The organism is Euzebyella saccharophila, assembly GCF_014855495.1.
GTDB classification, from domain to species: Bacteria; Bacteroidota; Bacteroidia; order Flavobacteriales; family Flavobacteriaceae; genus Euzebyella; species Euzebyella saccharophila.
This window is the reverse complement of the sequence record NZ_JACYFJ010000007.1, coordinates 1-20766: the sequence shown is the minus strand read 5'-3', so window position 1 is coordinate 20766 and position 20766 is coordinate 1. Positions and strand designations below refer to the sequence as shown.

Annotated in this window: 19 protein-coding genes; 6 read left to right on the top strand and 13 right to left on the bottom strand. The window is 43.4% G+C overall.

What is annotated here, in order from left to right; translation table 11 throughout:
- Nucleotides 1–17 precede the first annotated feature (17 nt).
- Genes ftsA through mraZ form a run of 12 tightly spaced genes read right to left on the bottom strand, consistent with a single transcriptional unit; the run spans nt 18 to nt 13520 of the window.
- Nucleotides 18–1364 carry a cell division protein FtsA gene (gene ftsA, locus IL355_RS16765; protein WP_192463267.1) on the bottom strand — a complete coding sequence of 449 codons (1347 nt, stop codon included), beginning with the start codon at nt 1362–1364 and terminating at the stop codon, nt 18–20.
- A 3-nt stretch (nt 1365–1367) separates the two neighbouring features.
- Nucleotides 1368–2087, bottom strand: a complete 720-nt coding sequence (locus tag IL355_RS16760; protein WP_192463266.1) for a cell division protein FtsQ/DivIB — start codon at nt 2085–2087, stop codon at nt 1368–1370.
- Nucleotides 2071–3429 carry a UDP-N-acetylmuramate--L-alanine ligase gene (gene murC / locus IL355_RS16755; protein ID WP_192463265.1) on the bottom strand — a complete coding sequence of 453 codons (1359 nt, stop codon included), beginning with the start codon at nt 3427–3429 and terminating at the stop codon, nt 2071–2073. Before murC ends, IL355_RS16760 begins: the two co-directional genes overlap by 17 nt.
- A gap of 1 nt (nt 3430) precedes the next feature.
- Nucleotides 3431–4519, bottom strand: coding sequence for an undecaprenyldiphospho-muramoylpentapeptide beta-N-acetylglucosaminyltransferase (gene murG / locus IL355_RS16750; RefSeq protein ID WP_192463264.1), 1089 nt, complete (start codon nt 4517–4519; stop codon nt 3431–3433).
- Entirely contained in the window at nt 4506–5702 is a 1197-nt protein-coding gene (locus IL355_RS16745; RefSeq protein ID WP_192463263.1) for an FtsW/RodA/SpoVE family cell cycle protein, read from the bottom strand. The genes murG and IL355_RS16745 overlap by 14 nt, the downstream gene beginning before the upstream one ends.
- Nucleotides 5703–5733: 31 nt before the next feature.
- The gene (gene murD, locus IL355_RS16740; protein WP_192463262.1) at nt 5734–7068 is read right to left on the bottom strand and encodes a UDP-N-acetylmuramoyl-L-alanine--D-glutamate ligase; all 1335 of its coding nucleotides are present in this window, start codon (nt 7066–7068) and stop codon (nt 5734–5736) included.
- Nucleotides 7069–8289, bottom strand: a complete 1221-nt coding sequence (gene mraY / locus IL355_RS16735) for a phospho-N-acetylmuramoyl-pentapeptide-transferase (RefSeq protein ID WP_192463261.1) — start codon at nt 8287–8289, stop codon at nt 7069–7071.
- Nucleotides 8290–8349: 60 nt separating this feature from the next.
- Entirely contained in the window at nt 8350–9813 is a 1464-nt protein-coding gene (locus IL355_RS16730; RefSeq protein WP_192463260.1) for a UDP-N-acetylmuramoyl-L-alanyl-D-glutamate--2,6-diaminopimelate ligase, read from the bottom strand.
- On the bottom strand, nt 9810–11816 hold the full coding sequence (locus IL355_RS16725; RefSeq protein ID WP_192463259.1) for a penicillin-binding protein: 2007 nt from the start codon (nt 11814–11816) through the stop codon (nt 9810–9812). The genes IL355_RS16730 and IL355_RS16725 overlap by 4 nt, the downstream gene beginning before the upstream one ends.
- The gene (locus tag IL355_RS16720) at nt 11816–12142 is read right to left on the bottom strand and encodes an FtsL-like putative cell division protein (protein ID WP_192463258.1); all 327 of its coding nucleotides are present in this window, start codon (nt 12140–12142) and stop codon (nt 11816–11818) included. Before IL355_RS16720 ends, IL355_RS16725 begins: the two co-directional genes overlap by 1 nt.
- A gap of 18 nt (nt 12143–12160) precedes the next feature.
- Entirely contained in the window at nt 12161–13078 is a 918-nt protein-coding gene (gene rsmH / locus IL355_RS16715; protein WP_225621306.1) for a 16S rRNA (cytosine(1402)-N(4))-methyltransferase RsmH, read from the bottom strand.
- Nucleotides 13050–13520, bottom strand: a complete 471-nt coding sequence (gene mraZ, locus IL355_RS16710) for a division/cell wall cluster transcriptional repressor MraZ (RefSeq protein WP_187458833.1) — start codon at nt 13518–13520, stop codon at nt 13050–13052. Before mraZ ends, rsmH begins: the two co-directional genes overlap by 29 nt.
- Before the next feature lie 243 nt (nt 13521–13763).
- Here mraZ and IL355_RS16705 point away from each other — a divergent pair, with 243 nt between their 5' ends.
- Nucleotides 13764–14528, top strand: coding sequence for an alpha/beta fold hydrolase (locus tag IL355_RS16705; protein WP_192463257.1), 765 nt, complete (start codon nt 13764–13766; stop codon nt 14526–14528).
- A gap of 141 nt (nt 14529–14669) precedes the next feature.
- Nucleotides 14670–15287, top strand: a complete 618-nt coding sequence (gene yihA, locus IL355_RS16700; RefSeq protein WP_187458835.1) for a ribosome biogenesis GTP-binding protein YihA/YsxC — start codon at nt 14670–14672, stop codon at nt 15285–15287.
- Here the strand turns inward: yihA and IL355_RS16695 are convergent.
- A complete protein-coding gene (locus IL355_RS16695; protein WP_192463256.1) occupies nt 15284–15661 on the bottom strand; it encodes a GTPase in 378 nt (125 codons plus the stop codon). The two genes, yihA and IL355_RS16695, sit on opposite strands and share 4 nt — an antisense overlap.
- Before the next feature lie 33 nt (nt 15662–15694).
- Between IL355_RS16695 and bla the strand changes: the two genes are divergently transcribed.
- The 4 genes from bla to IL355_RS16675 all read left to right on the top strand — a co-directional run bounded on the left by bla (nt 15695) and on the right by IL355_RS16675 (nt 20647).
- Nucleotides 15695–16450: a subclass B1 metallo-beta-lactamase gene (gene bla / locus IL355_RS16690; RefSeq protein ID WP_317175512.1), complete on the top strand. Its 756-nt coding sequence runs from the start codon at nt 15695–15697 to the stop codon at nt 16448–16450.
- Nucleotides 16451–16621: 171 nt separating this feature from the next.
- Complete coding sequence (locus tag IL355_RS16685) at nt 16622–18136, top strand: alkaline phosphatase D family protein (RefSeq protein ID WP_317175511.1); 1515 nt, start codon at nt 16622–16624, stop codon at nt 18134–18136.
- A 280-nt stretch (nt 18137–18416) separates the two neighbouring features.
- Nucleotides 18417–19754 carry a hypothetical protein gene (locus tag IL355_RS16680; protein ID WP_192463253.1) on the top strand — a complete coding sequence of 446 codons (1338 nt, stop codon included), beginning with the start codon at nt 18417–18419 and terminating at the stop codon, nt 19752–19754.
- Nucleotides 19739–20647 (top strand): DNA adenine methylase, encoded by a 909-nt coding sequence (locus IL355_RS16675; RefSeq protein WP_317175510.1) that lies wholly within the window; start codon nt 19739–19741, stop codon nt 20645–20647. Before IL355_RS16680 ends, IL355_RS16675 begins: the two co-directional genes overlap by 16 nt.
- Nucleotides 20648–20766: the final 119 nt, after the last annotated feature.

The following is a 20766-nucleotide window of genomic DNA, read 5'->3' as shown; positions in this document are numbered from 1 at the left end:
TTCTTTTTGCATAGGTTTTATTCTGCATTGTCCAAAAAGTCCTTCAACTTCTCAGACCATACATCAAAAACCGATTTTCTTTCCTTCTTCACTTTGGCCTGTTGTGGAGCCTGAATGGGCTCTTCTTCATGACCGGCCATTACCAACTCCCCTTCATCCTCTATGGTTTCAGTTTTGGGAGCCGATTTTTTCCTGTTCTTATTTTCATTGTTTACGGCGTTCATCAATAGACCTACCGCCGTAGCGTACAATGGACTGGCAATTTCCTCGTCGGAATCACCCGCCAAATGTTCATTGGGATAGCCAATACGGGTATCCATTCCTGTGATGTACTCCACCAACTGCTTTAAATGTTTCAATTGACTTCCACCACCGGTTAGAACAATACCGGCAATGAGTTTCTTTTTCTGTTCATCATGCCCGTAGTTCTTTATTTCCGTATACACCTGTTCAATGATTTCCACGACCCTGGCGTGAATAATTTTTGAAAGGTTCTTAAGGGTAATTTCCTTAGGTTCACGCCCCCTAAGGCCTGGAATGGACACTATCTCATTGTCTTTGTTTTCTCCTGGCCAAGCAGAACCAAATTTTATTTTCAATAGCTCGGCCTGCTTTTCAATAATGGAACATCCTTCCTTGATGTCCTCGGTTATAACTCCGCCACCAAAGGGTATGACCGCCGTATGACGGATAATACCATCCTTGAAAATGGCCAAATCCGTAGTACCGCCACCTATATCTATCAAAGCAACCCCGGCTTCTTTTTCCTCTTTGCTCAAAACGGCATCGGAGGAAGCCAATGGCTCCAACGTAATATTTCCTAAATCAAGACCGGCACTTTTTATACAGCGTCCCACATTTTTTATGGAAGAAACCTGACCTACGACCACATGGAAATTGGCCTCTAAACGACCTCCATACATACCTATGGGTTCCTTGATTTCTGCTTGCCCGTCTACCTTGTATTCCTGCGGAAGCACATGTATGATCTCTTCACCTGGAAGCATTACCAATTTGTACACTTGATTGCACAGCTTGTCCAAGTCCTCTTCATTGATCACTTCCTCAGAATCTGGTCTGGTAATGTAATCGCTGTGGTGCAAACTGCGAATATGTTGTCCGGCAATACCCACTACCACAGAGCCTATTTTAAGCCCTGAGCTGGCCTCTGCACCTTCTACCGCTTGTTGAATGGATTGAATGGTTTGGGTAATATTGTTCACCACACCACGGTGCACACCAAGACTTTTGGATTTTCCAATCCCTAAAACCTCAATTTTACCATATTCGTTTTCACGACCAATAATGGCCACAATTTTGGTGGTTCCAATGTCCAGTCCTACCGAATAATTACCTAATTCCATATCTTAAATTTTAGTGCACACTACTTGATTGTTAAACTCTAAACTCACCATACTATACGCGCCCAAGGCCTTGTCTTTCTTTGCTTTTACGTAAAAGGCCTTGAAATTGCCAAACTTCTTGTTCAAGTCTTCAACTTCTCCCAAGACCACCACAAATTGTTCTGTCCTGAACTTTATTTGGTATTTGGTTTCAGACGCAATATGTATTCCAATGACATTTTTTCGTAAAAAATCATCCTTGTTGATATAGTTCAAAATTTCATAAACATCCGCCAAGCTTTCACCGGAAATCACCCCGGTAATAATCGGCACTCGGGCAGAGTGGCTAGTTGATAATGGCATGCGCTCTCCCTGATCATCAAGATAAAATTGAGAATCCCCTTCTATTCTTCCGATTGGTTTGCGCTGAACGATTTTCGACGCCAATTGCCCATTAACGGTGAGATAAACTTGTGCACTTTTCACCATTTTGTTGGCCTCAAGGACCTTCTCCATAGTATTCAAAACTAATTTTTCTTTAGGCACGTTTTCAAGACTCCCAAATTTTTGTATTAACAATTTATTAACCGCTCCTTGGGTGATATACAAGTTGTCATCCCCCTCAAATTCCACCTCCATTCCGGAAACGGTTTTACCGCTGCTCCTATGGTTAGAAAATGCGTAAAGTCCCGTAATTACAAGCAACAGGACTATCAACTTAAGATAATTATAGTTCATGCGCATGCTCAAATTCTTTTTTTATAATTTTTACCAACAAACCAATATCTCCTGCACCCATACTGATCAAAACCTGAGGCTCTTGCTGTTTGATTTCCGCTAGAAGGTTTGTTTTTTCAATTCTTTTCTTGTAAGGCGACTGTATTTTTTCTAGCAACCAATCTGAGGTAATTCCTTCAATTGGCTTTTCCCTTGCGGGATAGATATCCATCAACAGTACGCTGTCAAATTGCGAAAGGCATTGCGCAAATTCATCAGCAAAATCACGGGTTCTTGAGAATAAATGGGGCTGAAATACCACTACCGTTTTTTTGTTGGGATGCATTTCGCTTACCGCTTCAAACACCGCATTTATTTCTGTTGGGTGATGGGCATAATCGTCAATGAAAACCAAATCATCCCGCTTAATGAGATAACTGAACCTGCGCTGCACGCCTTTGAAAGTGGACAGCCCCTTAGCCAGTTCCTGTACCGGATAATCCGTAAAGCTGGCCATAGCCAAGGCCACCAATCCATTTAAAAGATTGTGCCTACCGGGTTTGCTGAACCTTAAATTTGTTAGTAATTCTTGTGGGGTACGCACATCAAATTGATAACTGCCGCCTTCAACTTTCAGGTTTTCTATACAAAAATCACTTCCGTCTTCTATACCATAAGTCAACCCTTCAAGAGGAAGTCCGTTACGAACCAATAAATGCCCCCCAGGCTGTAGCTGTCCCACAAAATCCCTAAAGGAGGTTCTGAGCGCTTCCACATCCCCATAAATATCCAAATGGTCGGCATCCATAGAAGTAACACAGGCTACGTTTGGGAACAGCCTTAAAAACGAGCGATCGAACTCATCTGCTTCCACCACTGATATATCTGCTCCCCGGAACACAAAATTGCTATCAAAATCTTCTGAAATACCTCCTAAAAATCCGGTAAACGGAGCTTCCACCTCATTTAGCAAATGGGCCAAAATGCTCGTGGTCGTGGTCTTACCATGGGTACCGGCCACCGCCAAACAATAAGAGCTTTTGGTAATCAAGCCTAAAACCTCCGATCGTTTTTTAATATCAAAACCGCGATTTAGAAAATATTGGTACTGTGAATGCTCTATAGGTACGGCGGGCGTATAAACCACCAATGTTTTGGCCGTATCCTTAAATTCCGTACCAATAAGGCTCACATCATCTTCATAGTGGACGGTCACCCCCAACTCTACCAATTCTTGGGTAAGCGGCGTTTCGGTCTTGTCATAACCGGCCACATTCTTGTTTATAAACTTAAAATACCGCGCCAAGGCAGACATACCTATGCCACCTATACCTATAAAAAAGACGTTATGTACGGTTTTTAAATTCACTTTACTTCAACAATTTTTCTATTTCATCCACAATATGCTTTGTGGCATTTGGCAAAGCCATTTTTTTAATATTTGCCGATAATTTTCTCTGGCGGGACGGGTCATTGATCAAACCGGAAAAAACCGATTCAAACTTCTCGTCCAATTCCAATTCCCTTAAAATTAAAGCTGCATCTTCATTGACCAATGCCATGGCATTTTTGGTTTGATGGTCTTCTGCCACATTGGGCGATGGAATAAAAAGTACCGGTTTGCCCACAATGCTCAATTCCGAAACTGCTCCGGCCCCTGATCGGGAAATCATTACATCTGCAGCGGTATAGGCATAATCCATTCGGTTCATAAAGTCGAACACCTTTACGGTATCCGATTCATATTTTTTGTATTCTTCTATGTACAGTTTGCCGCATTGCCATATGACCTGCAACCCTAAGGATTGAATATATTCCAATTTGGCGGCAATCAATTGATTGATCCTTCGAGCACCCAAGCTACCTCCCAATATTAAAAGGGTAGGTTTCTGCAGATCTAACCCAAAATGGGATAAAGCCTCTTTTTTGTCTACCTGCATTTCCACCAAATCCCCACGAACCGGGTTACCGGTCTTCACAATTTTATCGGCCGGAAAAAACTTTTCCATACCGTCATAGGCCACACAAATCTTAGATACTCTATTTTTTAAAAGTTTGTTGGTAATACCCGCAAAGGAATTCTGCTCCTGAAGCACACAGGGAATATTCTTTCCCGAAGCCACCCGGAGCATAGGACCACTGGCAAAGCCGCCCGTACCAATTACGGCATGGGGCTTAAATCTCCTTGCTATCTTACCTGATTTTAACAAACTACTGATCACTTTAAAAGGAAACATTACATTTTTGAGGGTGAGTTTCCGTTGCAACCCTGTAATCCAAAGACCTTCAATTTTATAACCGGCCTGCGGCACTTTTTCCATTTCCATTCTTCCCTGAGCCCCTACAAAAAGGAATTCCGCATTGGGATACCTTCTCTTTAGCTCATTGGCTATGGCTATGGCGGGATAGATATGCCCACCCGTTCCCCCTCCGGATAATATGAATCTATAATTGTCCACTTAAAATCTCTAAAGGGTTTGTTTCATCTATTTTGTCCGATTTTGATTCGGCCGTTTGTTCTTTGTTGCTTGCTCCCAAAATGATTCCGATTGCCAAACAGGTCATCCAACTACTGGTACCACCCCTACTGATCAAGGGTAAATTTTGACCTGTCACCGGAAATAGTTCTACCGCTACCGCCATATTGATCAAGGCCTGGAATATAATAGGCAACCCCACCCCAAGCACCAATAATTTGGAAAAAATGGTCATACTACCGTTGGCAACTACCGTAATCCGGAAAAGTAGAAAGAGGTAGAAAAGCATCAACACCACCCCACCGATCAGACCGTATTCCTCTACGATGATCGCATAGATAAAATCCGAAGAACTCTGGGGCAGAAAATTCTTCTGAATACTTTTTCCAGCTCCTTTGCCTACAATTCCACCTGTGGCTATGGCTATTTTTGCTTTTTCTATCTGATAATTGGCTTCACTATCTTCAGGATTGCTAAAACTTTCAATACGGCTCATCCACGTATCCACGCGATTGGGAAACATACCCGGAGCCGCCTTGGCAGCAAGAATAAAAATGGTGAGACAGACCACTCCCGTTCCTATAATACCCACCAAATACTTGATAGGGTACCCGCCCAAAAAGCAAAGCAACAGCACCATGGTAAAAATGATGGCCGCCGTTGAAAAGTTGGCCGGTAGAATCAATACCACCACCAAGAATACAGGCAACCACAAAGGCACAATACTTTCCTTAAAAGTGACTTTCTTATCGCGCACTTTGCTTAAGTAGCGTGCTACATAGATCATTAGCACCACGGCCGCCAAATTGGAAGGCTGAAACCCACCTACAAAAGGTATACTTATCCAGCGGCTGGCATTGGCCCCATCTATGGTAGTACCTTGTGCCAGGGTAAAGCCCAAAAGCACCAAGACCACTGGCAATGCAATTAGGGAAAGCCCCTTAAAAAAATGCGTGGGTATCTTATGCACCCCATAGATAATTCCGAAACCGAGCACCAAAAGCATGGCATGCTTAAGCAAATGGCCAAAGGTGGTACCATTGCCCACCACATAGACCAAGTTGCTGCTGGCACTATAGACCGGTAAAAAGGAAAACAACGCCAAAAGGGCCACTACGGCCCAAATAGCTTTATCTCCTTTTATATTTTGAAAAAATGACTTCAAATTTTCTACTCTTTCCGGTGAATACTTTTATTTATAAATTCTTTACCGCGTTCTTAAATTGATCTCCACGATCCTCATAATTTTTGAACAGGTCAAAACTGGCACAAGCAGGCGAAAGTAAAACCGTATCTCCCCTTTCGGCAATTTTATAGGCCATCTTTACAGCCTCCTCCATGGAATTGGTCTCTACCATCAAATCCACGGCATTACCAAATTCATCCCTTAATTTCTCATTATCCAGGCCCAAACAAACAATTGCCTTTACCTTTTCCCTTACCAAAGGCATTAGTTCTTTGTAGTTGTTTCCTTTATCCTGACCACCGGCTATCCAAACAATGGAGGTCTTAACACTGTCCAAGGCATAAAATACCGAATTTACGTTGGTAGCCTTGGAATCATTGATGTACTGTACGTGGTGAATTTTCAATACTTTCTCCAATCGATGGGGTGCCCCTTGAAAGCTCGCAATACTCTCCCTAATCGATTGCTTGCGAATGCTTACCAATTTTGCAGCGGTCATTGCCGCCATTGAGTTTTTTACGTTGTGTTTTCCTTCTAATGCCAGTGTTTCTGTTTTCATTTTTAATGTCTCGTTAGTTATTTTTAGTAGTATTTCATCGTCTTTTAAAAAGGCTCCTTCTTCCAACTCCTTCTCCAACGAAAAGGGTATTTTTTTTGATTTGATAGGGTTTTTGTCCAACCATTCCGTAATTACTGGGTCATCGGCATCATAAATGAAATAATCATCCTCCGTTTGGTTTTCCACAATCCTGAATTTGGATGCGATATAATTTTCAAACTTATAATCATACCTATCCAAATGATCCGGGGTAATATTGGTCAAAATGGCTATATGCGGAGCAAAATCCACAATCCCATCCAACTGAAAGCTGCTTATTTCCAGCACGTAGTGGCTATAGTCATTTTCCGCTACCATTTGCGCATAACTATCGCCAATATTTCCTGCCATTCCTACGTGCAAACCGCCCTCCTTTAAAAGGTGGTGGGTAAGCATGGTGGTAGTGGTCTTCCCATTACTTCCGGTTATGCCGATCAAAGTGGCATTGGTAAACTTGGATGCGAACTCGATTTCCGAAATCACCGGAACACCTTGCGCTACCAACTTCTTAACCAAGGGAACCGTATCTGGAATCCCGGGACTTTTCATAACCACATCGGCATTTAAAATCTTGGCTTCGGTATGGCCTTCATCCTCCCAATCAAAATCAAAATGTTCAAGAACTTCTTTATACTTGTCTTTTATTTTTCCTTTATCGGATACAAATACCCCGTATCCTTGTTTCTTCCCCAAAATAGCGGTACCCACACCACTTTCGCCTCCGCCCAAAATCACCAATCGCTTCATCTATCGGATCTTAAGCGTCACAATGGTAAGAATGGCCAATAGGATACCTATGATCCAAAAACGGGTAACAATCTTACTCTCGTGATACCCTTTTACTTGGTAATGGTGGTGTATGGGAGACATGAGAAAAACCCGCTTGCCTTCCCCATATTTTTTACGGGTGTACTTGAAATAGCTTACCTGAATCATTACGGAAAGGGATTCCGCAAAGAAAATTCCGCATAAAAGGGGAATCAAAAGTTCCTTTCGTACAATGATGGCGATGACAGCAATTATCCCCCCAATGGTAAGACTACCGGTATCTCCCATAAACACTTGTGCCGGATAGGCATTGTACCAAAGGAAGCCTACCAAAGCCCCCACAAAGGCGGTGATGAACACTACCAATTCCCCTGAATTGGGGATAAACATGATATCTAAATAATCTGAAAAAATGATGTTACCGGAAACCCATGCAAAAATGCCAAGCGTAAATACGATAATTGCCGATGAGCCTGCCGCAAGACCGTCTATACCGTCCGTAAGGTTAGCACCATTGGAAACGGCGGTAACTATGAGAATGACAATGGGAATAAATATCAACCACGCATATTCCTTGGCGCCATCTCCCGCCCAGCTGATAAAATCACTGTAATCCAACTCATTGTTCTTAAAAAATGGCACGGTGGTGCTGGTTGATTTCACCTCTGCACCTTCTATGGATTTCACCTCAAAATTTTCGGTAATTACGCTATGGTCTTCATCCTTCATGGTCACCCCCGGGTGAAAATAAAGGGTAGCTCCCACCCCTAGGCCCAACACCACTTGACCCATCACCTTGAACCTACCTTTTAAACCTTGCTTGTCCTTTTTAAATACTTTGATGTAATCATCCGCAAAACCAATAAAACCCATCCACAAGGTGGTAACGATCAATAGGATTATGTATATATTCTCGAGTTTGGCAAAAAGCAGTACAGGAATAAGGGTAGCCATGATAATGATCAAACCGCCCATGGTAGGGGTACCGGCCTTTTGTTTTTGACCTTCCAGCCCCAAATCCCTAATACTTTCGCCTATTTGTTGTTTTTGAAGAAAAAGGATAATACGCTTTCCATATGCCGTTGCGATCAATAAAGAACATAGAATGGCCATGGCCGCCCTAAAGGTCATGAACTGAAACAAGCTCGCCCCGGGCAACTGGTATTGTTTTTCCAAAAATTCGAACAAATAATACAACATAACTATTCTGGTTTCACGGTATTAATTGGTAATCTTGTTTGGTACGGTTCTTAATTCTTCTTACTTATTAAGGCCCATCAATTGCGCCTTAACTATTTTGAAATCGTCAAAATCTATTCGTTTGCCATTGGCTTCCTGATAGGTTTCATGGCCTTTACCGGCCACGAGGATAATATCTTGTGCCGATGCCATTTGACAAGCCGCCTTTATGGCCTGTTCCCTATTTTCTATGGAAAGGATTTTTTTAACGTTATGGGCCTCTACGCCGGCCTCCATGTCTTTGATAATGGCACCAGGCGATTCACCTCTTGGATTATCCGAAGTAAAAATCGCCTGATTGCTCATCTCCGAGGCGATATGACCCATAACCGGACGCTTTGAGCTGTCTCGGTCGCCACCACACCCCACAACGGTGATGACGCGTTCATTTCCAGTTCTCAATGTGCCGATTGTCTCAAGCACATTTTTAAGTGCATCCGGTGTATGGGCATAATCCACTATCGCCGTTATCTTCGTTTCAGAAATAAAATATTGAAAGCGGCCGTCCACATTGTCCAGCTCGCTCATTAACCGTAGGGCCTCCAAATTGTCAAGACCCAACTGATCCGCCGTAGCATATATGGCCAAGAGGTTATAGGCATTAAAGTGGCCTATAAGCTTGGTCCAAAATTCATGGTCGTTTACTTTGATCAATTGCCCGCTAAACTGGGCTTCCAATACTTGGCCCCTGTAATCTGCATAGCTTTTTAAGGCATAGGTCAACTTACGGGCCTTGGTATTTTGTAGCATCACATTACCGTTCTTATCATCTAGGTTGGTAAGGGCAAAAGCTGTTTTTGGCAGCTCATCGAACAAAATTTTCTTGGTGTCTCGGTACTCCGCAAAGGTTTTATGGTAGTCCAAATGATCATGGGAGAGATTCGTAAAAATAGCTCCTTCAAAGACCAGCCCTTTGGTTCTTTTTTGATGGATTCCATGGGAACTCACCTCCATAAAGCAATATTCCACTCCTGCATCGTTCATGAAAGACAAATGCTTGTTGATGGTCAAGGCATCTGGAGTAGTGTGCGTTGTGGAATGCACCTCGTCATCTACCATGATCTTAATTGTGGAAAGCAAGCCCACTTTATACCCCGCTTTTTTGAACAATTGGTATAGCAGACTGCTAATAGTGGTTTTACCGTTGGTACCGGTAACGCCCACCAATTTTAAATTTTTAGACGGGTTTCCGTAAAAATTGGAAGCCATAACGGCCAGGGCCGTATTGCCATCCGCTACCTGAACATAGGTAATACCGTTTACCAGCAACTCTGGAAGCTCTTCGCATACAATGGCCTTGGCTCCCAAGTCCACCGCTTTTTGAATATACAAGTGTCCATCCGTTAGCGTACCCTTGATCGCTATAAAAACATCGTCCATGGCCACCTTGCGCGAATCGAACTGAATTTCGTTCACGAGTATGTCCGTAGAGCCGTTAACGGCCGTTAAGCCAGCACCGTACAATATGTCCTTTAGCAGTTTCAAGATAATTCCAGGGTTATTTTTTTGGTTGTACGTAGGTCCGCTCCTTGGGAAACCGACTGTCTTTTTACTTTTCCGTTGCCTTTTACCTCTACCTCAAGGCCTAAATTTTCAAGGATGGAAATGGCATCCATTCCGCTCATACCTTTTACATTGGGCACCTTACTGTATTTCTTTTGGGCTTCGGCATAAAATCTTTGGTAGTTCTTATCCAAATTAGGATCTTCTACCTCATCCATTTCCACTTCATCGATAAGGGGGTTGGATGCATATACTTTCTGTGCGATGGACTTAAAAACGGGTCCGCTTACATCGGCACCATAATAACCCACACTTTTATCCGGCTCGTGAATGACCACGATACAGGAGTATTTTGGATTTTCCGCAGGAAAATAACCTGCAAAGGTGGAGATGTACTTTAGCTTGTCCGGGTCCTTGGAAACGTAATCCTTTTGGGCGGTTCCCGTTTTTCCTGCCATGGAAAAATTAGCGGAATAGAGCCCATGCCCCGTACCTGTCTTTCTTTCCACTACGTTCTTTAAAAGATCCTGCACCTTGGATGCCGTCTCCTTTGAACAGATGGAAGCGTCTATGACTTCCTTATCAAACTTTTCTACGGTACGGTTCCATTCCTTTACCTCCTTGATCAACCTTGGCTTCACCATTTCCCCATCATTGGCAATGGCGTTGTAAAAGGTCAACACCTGCAGTGGCGTCATGGCTACCTCATAGCCATAGGCCATTTGCGCCAAGGAAAGTCCGGACCAACCTTTATCACCCGGGGAACGGAGTACCGGTTTCCCCTCTCCTTTTATGGGCAAATCCAAGGTGCGGTGCACATTCATGGACATCAAGCGGTTGACGAACTTGTCCGGATTATTCTTATAACCCTCATGAATAACTTGGGCAAAAGCCGTATTGGAAGACACCTCAAAGGCCTTGGCAAAGGAAATTTTACCGTAACCGCCCCATTTGGAGTCCTTTACCCGGTGGTTATAAATTTTCCAGGTTCCGTCATGCGTATCAATAATATCCGTAGTATCTGCCACCTCATCTTCCAAGGCCGCTACCATGGTCATTAATTTAAAGGTAGAGCCAGGCTCATGGGATTCCCCCACGGCATAGTTCAAACGCTCGTAATACTTTCCGGCTTCGGTACGGCCTAAATTGGAAATGGCCTTTACCTCGCCGGTTTCGGTTTCCATAACAATGACACAGCCATGGTCCGCTTTATATTTTTCCAACTGCCCTAACAAAGCATGATGGGCAATATCCTGAATATTGATATCAATGGTAGAAATCACGTCATAGCCATCTTTTGGCTCCACAATGTTCTCCCACCCAATAGGCTTCCATTGGCCTTTGGCAATTTTCTGCTTTAAACGCTTTCCTTCCACGCCCCGTAGGTACTCCCCAAAAGCACCTTCCAGCCCTACACGGGTATAGTAGCCGTTTTCATCCACACGCTCATAGCCCACACTGCGCTCCGCAATTTTACCCAACGGATGCTCACGTACGGTTTTTTGCTCAATGACCAAACCACCTTTGTACGGACCTTTGTTAAACAACGGGAACTCCTTGACGGCCATGTATTCCGAATAATCCAAATTCCTAGCTATCAAGGCATAGCGATTTTTGTTCACCCTTGCCTTTCGCAATAGTTGCTGATAGTGGGAAGGCGATTTTCCCAACATACGGGAAAGCGCATTGGACAAAGGCTTCACATTCTCCCTAAAATCATCGTCCTTGACCGTTACGGCATCAAAACGAATGGTATAGCGGGAAACGGAAGTAGCCAACAAACTACCGTCATCCGAATAGAGGTTACCCCTATTGGGCGCGATAGTGAACATCTTCTCCGTACGCTTCATGGCCAGCTCCTGATATTTTTCGCCCTGCACCAACTGTATGTTCACCAATTTGAACAAGATGGCACCGGCAAACAAAAACATGCAAGCCACTACAAAGTAGAGTCTATTTAATATGTTCTTTTCGGTTACGGCCACTATTCCTCTTTCTTAGGGGATTTTATTTTTATCTGTCTGGGCGGCACCTCTGGCGGATACAACCCCTTGGCGGAAACTATCTCGGTTACAGTAGATTCCAATTTTAATTTTTGAACATCCGATCGTACATCCACAAACTCGCTGCGCAATTCCTTCACCTCCTCGTTCAAGGCGGCAATCTGGTGCACTTTTTTATCGGCGCTGTGCGAACTTCCGATCATCACGGTTGCCAAAAAGGACACGAACAATATGAACAGCCAGTGCTTGGGAGCATCGCCGCTCACCAAAAACTTTCCTTTTAATATGTTCAACAGTCCGTCTTTCACCTTTTATATGTTTATTCTTTATTCACCTATTCTTCTTGCAATCCGAAGTTTTGCACTTCGGGCACGGTTATTCTCGGCTATCTCCTTGGCCGTGGGAACTATGAGTCCGCCCACCTTTTTAAAGGGCACGGAAATATTTCCATAAAAATCCTTTTCGGGCTCGCCTTCAAACTGACCGGCCCTGATAAAGCGCTTTACCAAGCGATCTTCCAAGGAATGGTAGCTGATGATGCTCAACCTACCACCCTCTTCCAGCAAATCCGGGGTCTGCAACAGAAACTCCTCGATTACGGCAATCTCTTGGTTCACCTCTATTCGAATGGCTTGGTATATCTGTGCCAACACCTTGTGCTCCTTGCCTTTGGGCAAAAACCGCTGCAACACCCTTTTAAGGTCTGCCGTGGTCTTGATGGGTGTATTTTCACGCTGCTCTACCAAGGTGCGGGCCATGGCGTTGGCGTTGCGAAGGTCCCCGTACTGAAAAAGCACCTTGCGCAGGTCATCATACTCATAACCGTTGACCACTTCATAGGCAGATAGTTCACTCTGCTGGCTCATACGCATGTCCAGATCCGCATCAAAACGAGTGGAAAAACCACGTTCCGCTTTATCAAACTGATGACTGGACACCCCAAAGTCCGCCAGGATACCATCTACCTTCTTTATGCCATAGAACTTTAAATACTGCTTGATGAACCTAAAATTGGCAGCAATCAACGTAAACCGCCCATCATCCAACCTATTTTCAAGCGCATCCTCATCTTGATCAAAAGCGAAGAGTTTTCCTTCACTTCCCAAGCGCTTCAATATTTCCTTGCTGTGACCGCCACCTCCAAAAGTAACATCCACATACACCCCATCTTCTTTGATGGCGAGCCCGTCTACGGACTCTTGTAACAACACTGGATTATGATACATCTTCATCGTCTCCGTCATCTCCCATGACTTCCTCGGCCAATGCGGCAAAATCTTCCGCTGTTTCCTCGAGTACTTGCTCGTAACTATCCTTGTCCCAAATCTCAATGATATTGATAGCGGAACTCAACACCACTTCCTTGGAAATATTGGCCACATCCACCAAATTCTTAGGGATCAACAATCTTCCCGCCGCATCTACTTCCACCACCTTTACACCGGCTTGAAAACGGCGTATAAAATCATTGTTCTTCTTTTTGAACCTGTTCTTCTTGTTCACCTTGGCCATAAGCAAATTCCACTCGTCCATGGGATACAGTTCCAAACAGGGCTGAAAAACCGACCTTTTGATCACAAACCCCTTGTTTAGCACGGGTGCCATCTGATTTTTTAGCGCAACCGGAACCATTATCCTACCTTTGGTATCGGCTTTACAATCGTATGTTCCAATGAAATTAATCACGCTAAATGGCTAGTTTTTCAGTACAATAACTCAAAATTACAAATTTTATTACCACATTTTACCACAAATTACCACTTTGTTGATAAATTGTGGCTTTTGTGCATATCCTAGTCCCATCTCTGTGGGAATTTAAAGAGTGGTAGTTTGTGGGAAAGAGACAAAAATGATTACTTTACGGACCGCCAAAGCGTATGTGCATATATTTGAAATGCCTATCTTTGGCAACGTTGATAAGCATCCTGAATGGAAGAAAACATTATTAAGGAAGGAAAATACCGGTACATGGAGATAGGGGAAGGAACCCCTATCATTATACTGCACGGGCTCATGGGCGGGCTTAGCAACTTTCATGGGGTTACGGACTTTTTCCCGAAAAAAGGGTACAAAATCCTCTTGCCGGAACTGCCCATTTATGACATGCCCATGCTTAAGACCAACGTAAAGCAGTTTGCCAAATTCTTGGAAGGCTTTATCGAGTTCAAAGGCTTAAAAGACGTGATTCTTTTGGGTAATTCATTAGGCGGACATATTGGATTGTTGCATACCAAAATGTACCCCGATATGGTAAAGGCCCTGGTTATTACAGGAAGTTCCGGACTGTACGAAAGTGCCATGGGCGATGGCTATCCGCGCCGGGGCGATTATGAATTTATCAAGAAAAAGGCCGAAGCGGTTTTTTACGATCCCGAAGTGGCCACCAAAGAAATTGTAGACGAGGTCTTTGCTACAGTGAACGATCGCAACAAGATCATCAAGACGCTTGCCATTGCCAAAAGCGCCATTAGGCACAATATGGCCAATGACCTGCCCACCATGGAAACGCCTACCTGTATCATTTGGGGAGAGGATGATAACGTTACCCCACCTGATGTAGCCAATCTGTTTCACGAACTGCTTCCGGATTCCGATCTGTACTGGATCGAGAAATGCGGACACGCACCCATGATGGAGCACCCCGATGCATTCAACGAAATTTTGGATGCCTGGTTGCAAAAAAGAGGGTTTTAGGTCTCGACTGGGCTCAGCCTGACAAATTGAAAACAGAACTACTGAGGTCTCGACTGCGCTCGACCTGACAAAAAAGGGCAAAAACAGCACTGGAGTTTCGACTGCGCTGGACCTGGACAAATCATAAAAACAAGTATTGACGTGCAAATAAAAACGGCCAACTTTATCATTAGCAATACCGAGGTTTCTAAATGCCCCAATGAGCTGTTGCCCGAATATGCCTTTATAGGCCGTAGTAATGTGGGAAAATCTTCCCTCATCAACATGCTTACGGAGCGTAAAAGCTTGGCCAAGACTTCCGGACGGCCGGGAAAGACCCAATTGATCAACCATTTTAAGATCAACGAAAACTGGTTTTTGGTCGATTTGCCCGGTTACGGCTACGCCCGCGTGTCCAAAAAGGATAAAAAAACCTTTCAAAAATACATTACGGATTATTTTACCCAACGCGAGCAACTGGTCTGCGCCTTTGTTCTGGTGGATATTCGCCATAGTCCGCAAAAAATAGATATGGAATTTATGGAGTGGCTGGGAGAGAACCAAGTTCCTTTCTGTATCATTTTCACGAAGGCCGATAAACTCAAACCCGGCGCCATTGAGCGCAACGTGAACGCCTATTTAAACGAAATGGAAAACGGACTTTGGGAAGAAGCCCCCTCCTACTTTATCACTTCTTCTTCCAAAAATATGGGCCGTGAGGAACTCCTCACCTATATAGACGGCATCAATACGGATTTCTTTCAGGCGCTAAAGAATTAAGCGATTCCCTTTTGCACCAAAGCGATCAGTTCTTCTAGGCTCTGCAACTGGTTCAAGGTCTGCGTATCCATAAACAACTGCAAATCGTGAGCTGTAGCTGCCAAAACACAAGGATAGCTGTACTTGGCCGCAAATTTGGAGGCATAGCTTTTTTGAAATTCGTCCTTGTGCAAGAACACCATGTCCACTTCGGCATTTTCCCGAAAATCTTTCCAGCGTTTGTTTTCCGTAAAAACACCGAAGGTAAGCTCACACAACTTACAATCATAGGTTTGGGGGCTCATCACCTTGTGCAGGCTGTCCATCACCGCGTTTTTTAATCCGGCATCGGCATTGTACACAAAAATGAGTTTCTCTATGCGTTGGTTATCCATTATTGAAAGGTAATATGCTATATTTAGACGGAAATGAAACTCCCTACCATGCGTGTCCAAATTCCCGTTTTTCTTTTCCTGCTGCTTTTGACAGGCCTTGCTTGTAAGTCCGCAAAAAACAGCATTGCTTACAGCAGCGAGACCTTAAAAATGATTCCGGTAAGCAAAAATAGCTACATTCATGTTTCTTATTTGCAGACGGATTCCTTTGGCAAGGTAGCCTGCAACGGCTTGGTCTATATGAACGGAAACGAGGCCGTGGTGGTCGATACGCCGGTAGATGCCGAGGTAAGCGAAGAATTAATGCATTGGATCAGCGAAACCCAACAAAAAACCATTACCGCCGTGGTGGCCAACCATTTTCATGATGATTGTGTGGGCGGACTGGAAGCCTTTCACCAAAAGGGAATTCCCTCCTACGGCAATGAACTGACCTTGGAACTGGCCAAAAAAGAAGGCAATCAGGTGCCGCAAAACGCTTTTTCCGAAACCCTGGAAATGAAGGTAGGCGATGGCAAGATCATCCATCAATTTGTGGGTGAAGGGCATACCCGAGACAATATTGTGAGCTATGTACCCGAAGACCAATTGCTTTTTGGTGGCTGCCTGGTAAAGGAAGTGGATGCCAGCAAAGGGTATTTGGGTGATGCGAACGTCAACGAATGGAGCAGTACCGCTGTAAAGGTGAAAGAAGCCTTCCCGGATGCCAAAATTGTCATTCCCGGGCACGGGCAGCATGGCGGAACGGAATTGCTGGATTATACGGCACAACTGTTTAAAGAACCCTAAACGAACCGAGGTCTCGACTGAGTTCGACCTGACAAAATAAAAACTTAAATACAAACCCGACCCAACATGAAAAAACGTTACCTCCTACCCTTGATCGCCCTTTTTGCTTTGGGCTGCGCCGAAAAGAAAACCGCTGAACGCATTCCGCCCGTAAAAGCCCCTTTTGAAAAGGTGGATACCTTGAGTACGAACGATTGGTGGAACCGCGCCGATAACCCCATCATCGATTTAAAAGTGGAACGCGACCAAGTGGTGGCCTTTGGCATCTATACCGTTTCCGGGGGCGTGCTCAAAATGAGCGCCCAGCTGTATCCGCTCTACCCTGAGGAAACCCGGGAGGTACGTTTGGAGTTTCAGCAAGAAGGGGAATGGCAAGAAATTCAGTCCGCCACCGTGAACGACCTCGGCTGGTCGGCCCTTTTTCGGGTGGAGAATTGGGACGATACCGCCAATGTGCCCTACCGCATCCGCCATGGTGAAAAAGCCATGTACGAAGGCCTGATCCGCAGAAATCCGGTGAACAAGAACGAGATTTCCATTGCCGCCCTTAGCTGCAATAGCAACCAAGACCGCGGCATGCGCGAGAACTATGTGCGCAACATCAACCACCAGGATCCGGACCTTATCTTTTTTGCAGGCGACCAATCCTACGACCATACGGAGCATACCGCCGCATGGCTCAAATTTGGGCTGCAGTTCAGGGAGACCTTTAGAAACCGACCTGCCATTAGCATCCCCGATGATCATGATATTGGCCAGGGCAACCTTTGGGGCGAGAACGGTAAAAAGTCCGTCGTAAAAGGTTCCAATGACGGCGGCTACACCTACCACCCCGAATATGTACAAATGGTAGAGCGCTGCCAAACGGCCCATTTGCCGGATCCCTATGACCCTACCCCCATTGAGCAGGGCATTGGCGTTTACTATACCAACCTTAGCTGGGGCGGCGTGGATTTTGCCATTCTGGAAGACCGCAAGTTTAAATCGGGACCCAATGGTAAAATACCGCAGCAAGGGCCGCGACCGGACCATATTCGCAATCCGGAGTACGACCCTGCGAGTATTGACCTACCGGGGCTCACCCTTTTGGGCGAGCGTCAATTGACCTTTTTGGAAGACTGGGGGCAGCAAAACCCCGAGCAGCTAAAAGTGGTACTTTCGCAGACCGGTTTTTGTGGGGGCGCCCATATTCATGGAAAAAAGGACAACCGACTGCATGCCGACCTCGATAGCAACGGATGGCCGCAAACGGGCCGGAACAAGGCACTGCGCCTGATCAAGGCCGCCAAGGCCGTACATATTGCCGGGGACCAGCATTTGGCGACGGTTATACAACAGGGTGTGGACGAATTTGGCGATGGCCCCTGGTCTTTTGTGGTGCCCGCCATTGTAAACGATTATTACAGCCGTTGGTGGTGGCCCGAAGATGAAAAGGCCGGCCCCAACCCCAATACCAATACCAGCCTACCGTGGACCGGGGATTATTTGGATGGTTTTGGCAACAAGATCAGTATGATGGCCTATGTAAACCCTGAAAGCCAGTCTGCCGGTGGCGGCTATGGCCTTACCCGCTTGAACAAAAAAGAAGGCACGGCCACTTTTGAATGCTGGGCCCGCGATGCCGATGTGACCCAAGCCAATGCCCAACAATTTGAGGGCTGGCCCATTACGGTAGCGATGGAATAGAAAAAAATACTATTTTTAAGGCTGTACTTTCCCCCATTTAATTTTTACGGATTACGCTTTTCTGTAAAGAAAGGTCAATAGTTGGTGCTACTTTGCGATGAAAAGTTAGGGTATTGACCTGAGTGTATGCCAATAGCTAGGGGTATATCATTCTATAAGGATAATTGAACTGATATATGTTTTACCGAAGGTTAAATTTTAAAAAGTACTGAAAATAAGACACATATATATGTTGGAGTTCCAGATATTTATGTGTTGGGCATAATACAAAAACAACCATATGGAATATCAGATTAAAGACATCAAAGTATCAAATTTACTTTTGAGTACCGAAAACCCAAGATTTGAAATGGTAAGCAATCAGAGAGAAGCTCTATCTGTTATGATTGAAGAACAAAAAGCTAAACTTGAGAAACTCGGACAGCACATATTAAAGAATGGTACTAATCCCTCAGATATTCCAATTGTAACACCCAACAAATCAGATAGAGGAAAATTCGATGTTCTTGAAGGCAATCGCAGAGTTACTACTTTAAAATTGCTCAATAACCCAAATTTGATAAATGAAAAACACAAAAGCACTTTTAAAAAATTTAAGTCTTATTCAGACACCTTTGCTCAAAATCCAATCGATGAAATTCCTTGTGTAATTTTCAAAAACGAGGATGATGCATATAAATGGATTAAGTTAAAACATACTGGAGAGAACGAAGGTGTAGGGACTGTAACTTGGGACGCGCAACAAAAAGACAGATTTGAAGAACGAAATGAAGGTAAATCAAGTTATGCACTTCAAGTAATTGATTTTCTAAAAAAAGACAAGGATTTCGATGCGAGTTTAAAAAAGAAACTACCAAAAGTTCCATCATCAAGTTTACAAAGATTAATCGGAGACCCAGATATTAGAAAGGTTGTCGGTTTGAAAGTAAGGGATGGTAAACTTACCTCGCAATTAACACCAGACGAGATAAAGAAACCACTTACTAAAATAATCAAAGACCTTACGAGTAAAGACTTTAAAGTCAAGGAAATTTATAGCAAAAGTGACAGATTAAACTATATAGAAACCTTCAAACCAACTGATATTCCTGATAATACGGCTTCAGTTGGTCAATGGGAGATTATTACTTCGACACCACCTAAAAACACTTCCAAAAAAAGTAAAAAGAAGGGCAAACGATTATCGACTGACCGGAATACAATAATTCCAAAGAGCTGTGTTATACCAATAAATCAACCGAGGATAAACAAAATTTACCGTGAATTGAAAGATTTGGATTTAAGATATTTTGAAAATGCTGGCTCAATTCTTTTCAGAGTGTTTATTGAATTGAGCATTGACACTTACATTGAAGAAAAGAAAATAACATATAAGGGTCGAGAAACTTTGGCTAACAAAGTAGGTGCGGTTAGTGCCGACTTGGTTAACAATAAGGTTGTAACAAAACACGAAGCGAAGCCAATAAATACGGCTGTAACTAACCCCAATTCAATTCTTTCAATTAATACTTTTAATGCTTACGTTCACAATAAACATTTTAGCCCTATACCTAAAGATTTGAAAACCACGTGGGATGGATTTGAAAAATTTATAACTAAATTGTGGGAAATAATATAATGGGCTACTATTCACCTCTTCGATATCCTGGCGGTAAAGCTAAAATTGCCGATTACGTCAAAACTATTATTTCAACAAATCATTTGATTGATGGCCACTATATTGAGCCGTATGCAGGCGGAGCATCCGTAGCACTTGATTTAGTTATAAATGAATATGTTTCCAGCGTTCATATTAACGACATCGACAAACGTATTTTTTCCTTTTGGCATTCAGTTATTTTTGACACAGATAATCTGTGCAAAAAAATTCAACAAACAGAAATTAATGTTGATGAATGGAGAAAGCAGAAGGCAATTCAAAAAAAACCATCGGACAACTCTATGTTAGATGTTGGATTTTCAACATTTTTTTTAAATAGGACCAACCGTTCGGGAATTTTAAAGGCAGGTGTGATTGGAGGCTTGGAACAAACTGGAAAATGGAAAATTGATGCTCGGTTCAATAAGCAAGATTTAATCAATCGAATAACAATGATTGCCCGCTATGGTAATCGTATTAATATTTACAATTTAGATGCAATTGATTTTATTAAAAAAACTCAAAAAATTATTCCTCAAAAATCTTTGACGTATTTAGACCCACCGTACTACAATAAAGGAAAACAGCTTTACATCAATTTTTACGAACACAATGACCATATTGAAATAGCCGATTTAATAAAATCAGTAACAAAAGGAAATTGGATTATCTCGTATGACGACCACAGAGAAATTAAAGAAATGTATAAAAATTACAGACAGAAACAGTATTCTCTCAGTTATAGTGCCGGAACAACTGCTAAAGGTTCGGAAGTTATTGTATATGATGATAAGCTAATAATTCCCGAGATTGAAAATCCGACCAACAAAAAAGAAGTGAAAAAGTACTATGCCCAACATTGTGTCCTATGAAAAGCCCTAGTCCAGTTCTCTAAAGTTACTATTTAATTTTTTAATTACTTCATATTGTTGATTTTGGGGTGTTGAATCGTTGATAATTCCGATAGGATTATCAATCATTCAATACCAAT

What these genes read in the sequence shown, in the direction of transcription:
- ftsA (WP_192463267.1), bottom strand. Translation starts at nt 1,364, where the DNA reads ATGGAATTAGGTAATTATTCGGTAGGACTGGACATTGGAACCACCAAA.
- IL355_RS16760 (WP_192463266.1), bottom strand. Translation starts at nt 2,087, where the DNA reads ATGCGCATGAACTATAATTATCTTAAGTTGATAGTCCTGTTGCTTGTA.
- murD (WP_192463262.1), bottom strand. Translation starts at nt 7,068, where the DNA reads ATGAAGCGATTGGTGATTTTGGGCGGAGGCGAAAGTGGTGTGGGTACC.
- mraY (WP_192463261.1), bottom strand. Translation starts at nt 8,289, where the DNA reads ATGTTGTATTATTTGTTCGAATTTTTGGAAAAACAATACCAGTTGCCC.
- rsmH (WP_225621306.1), bottom strand. Translation starts at nt 13,078, where the DNA reads ATGACGGAGACGATGAAGATGTATCATAATCCAGTGTTGTTACAAGAG.
- IL355_RS16705 (WP_192463257.1), top strand. Translation starts at nt 13,764, where the DNA reads ATGGAAGAAAACATTATTAAGGAAGGAAAATACCGGTACATGGAGATA.
- IL355_RS16695 (WP_192463256.1), bottom strand. Translation starts at nt 15,661, where the DNA reads ATGGATAACCAACGCATAGAGAAACTCATTTTTGTGTACAATGCCGAT.
- bla (WP_317175512.1), top strand. Translation starts at nt 15,695, where the DNA reads ATGAAACTCCCTACCATGCGTGTCCAAATTCCCGTTTTTCTTTTCCTG.
- IL355_RS16680 (WP_192463253.1), top strand. Translation starts at nt 18,417, where the DNA reads ATGGAATATCAGATTAAAGACATCAAAGTATCAAATTTACTTTTGAGT.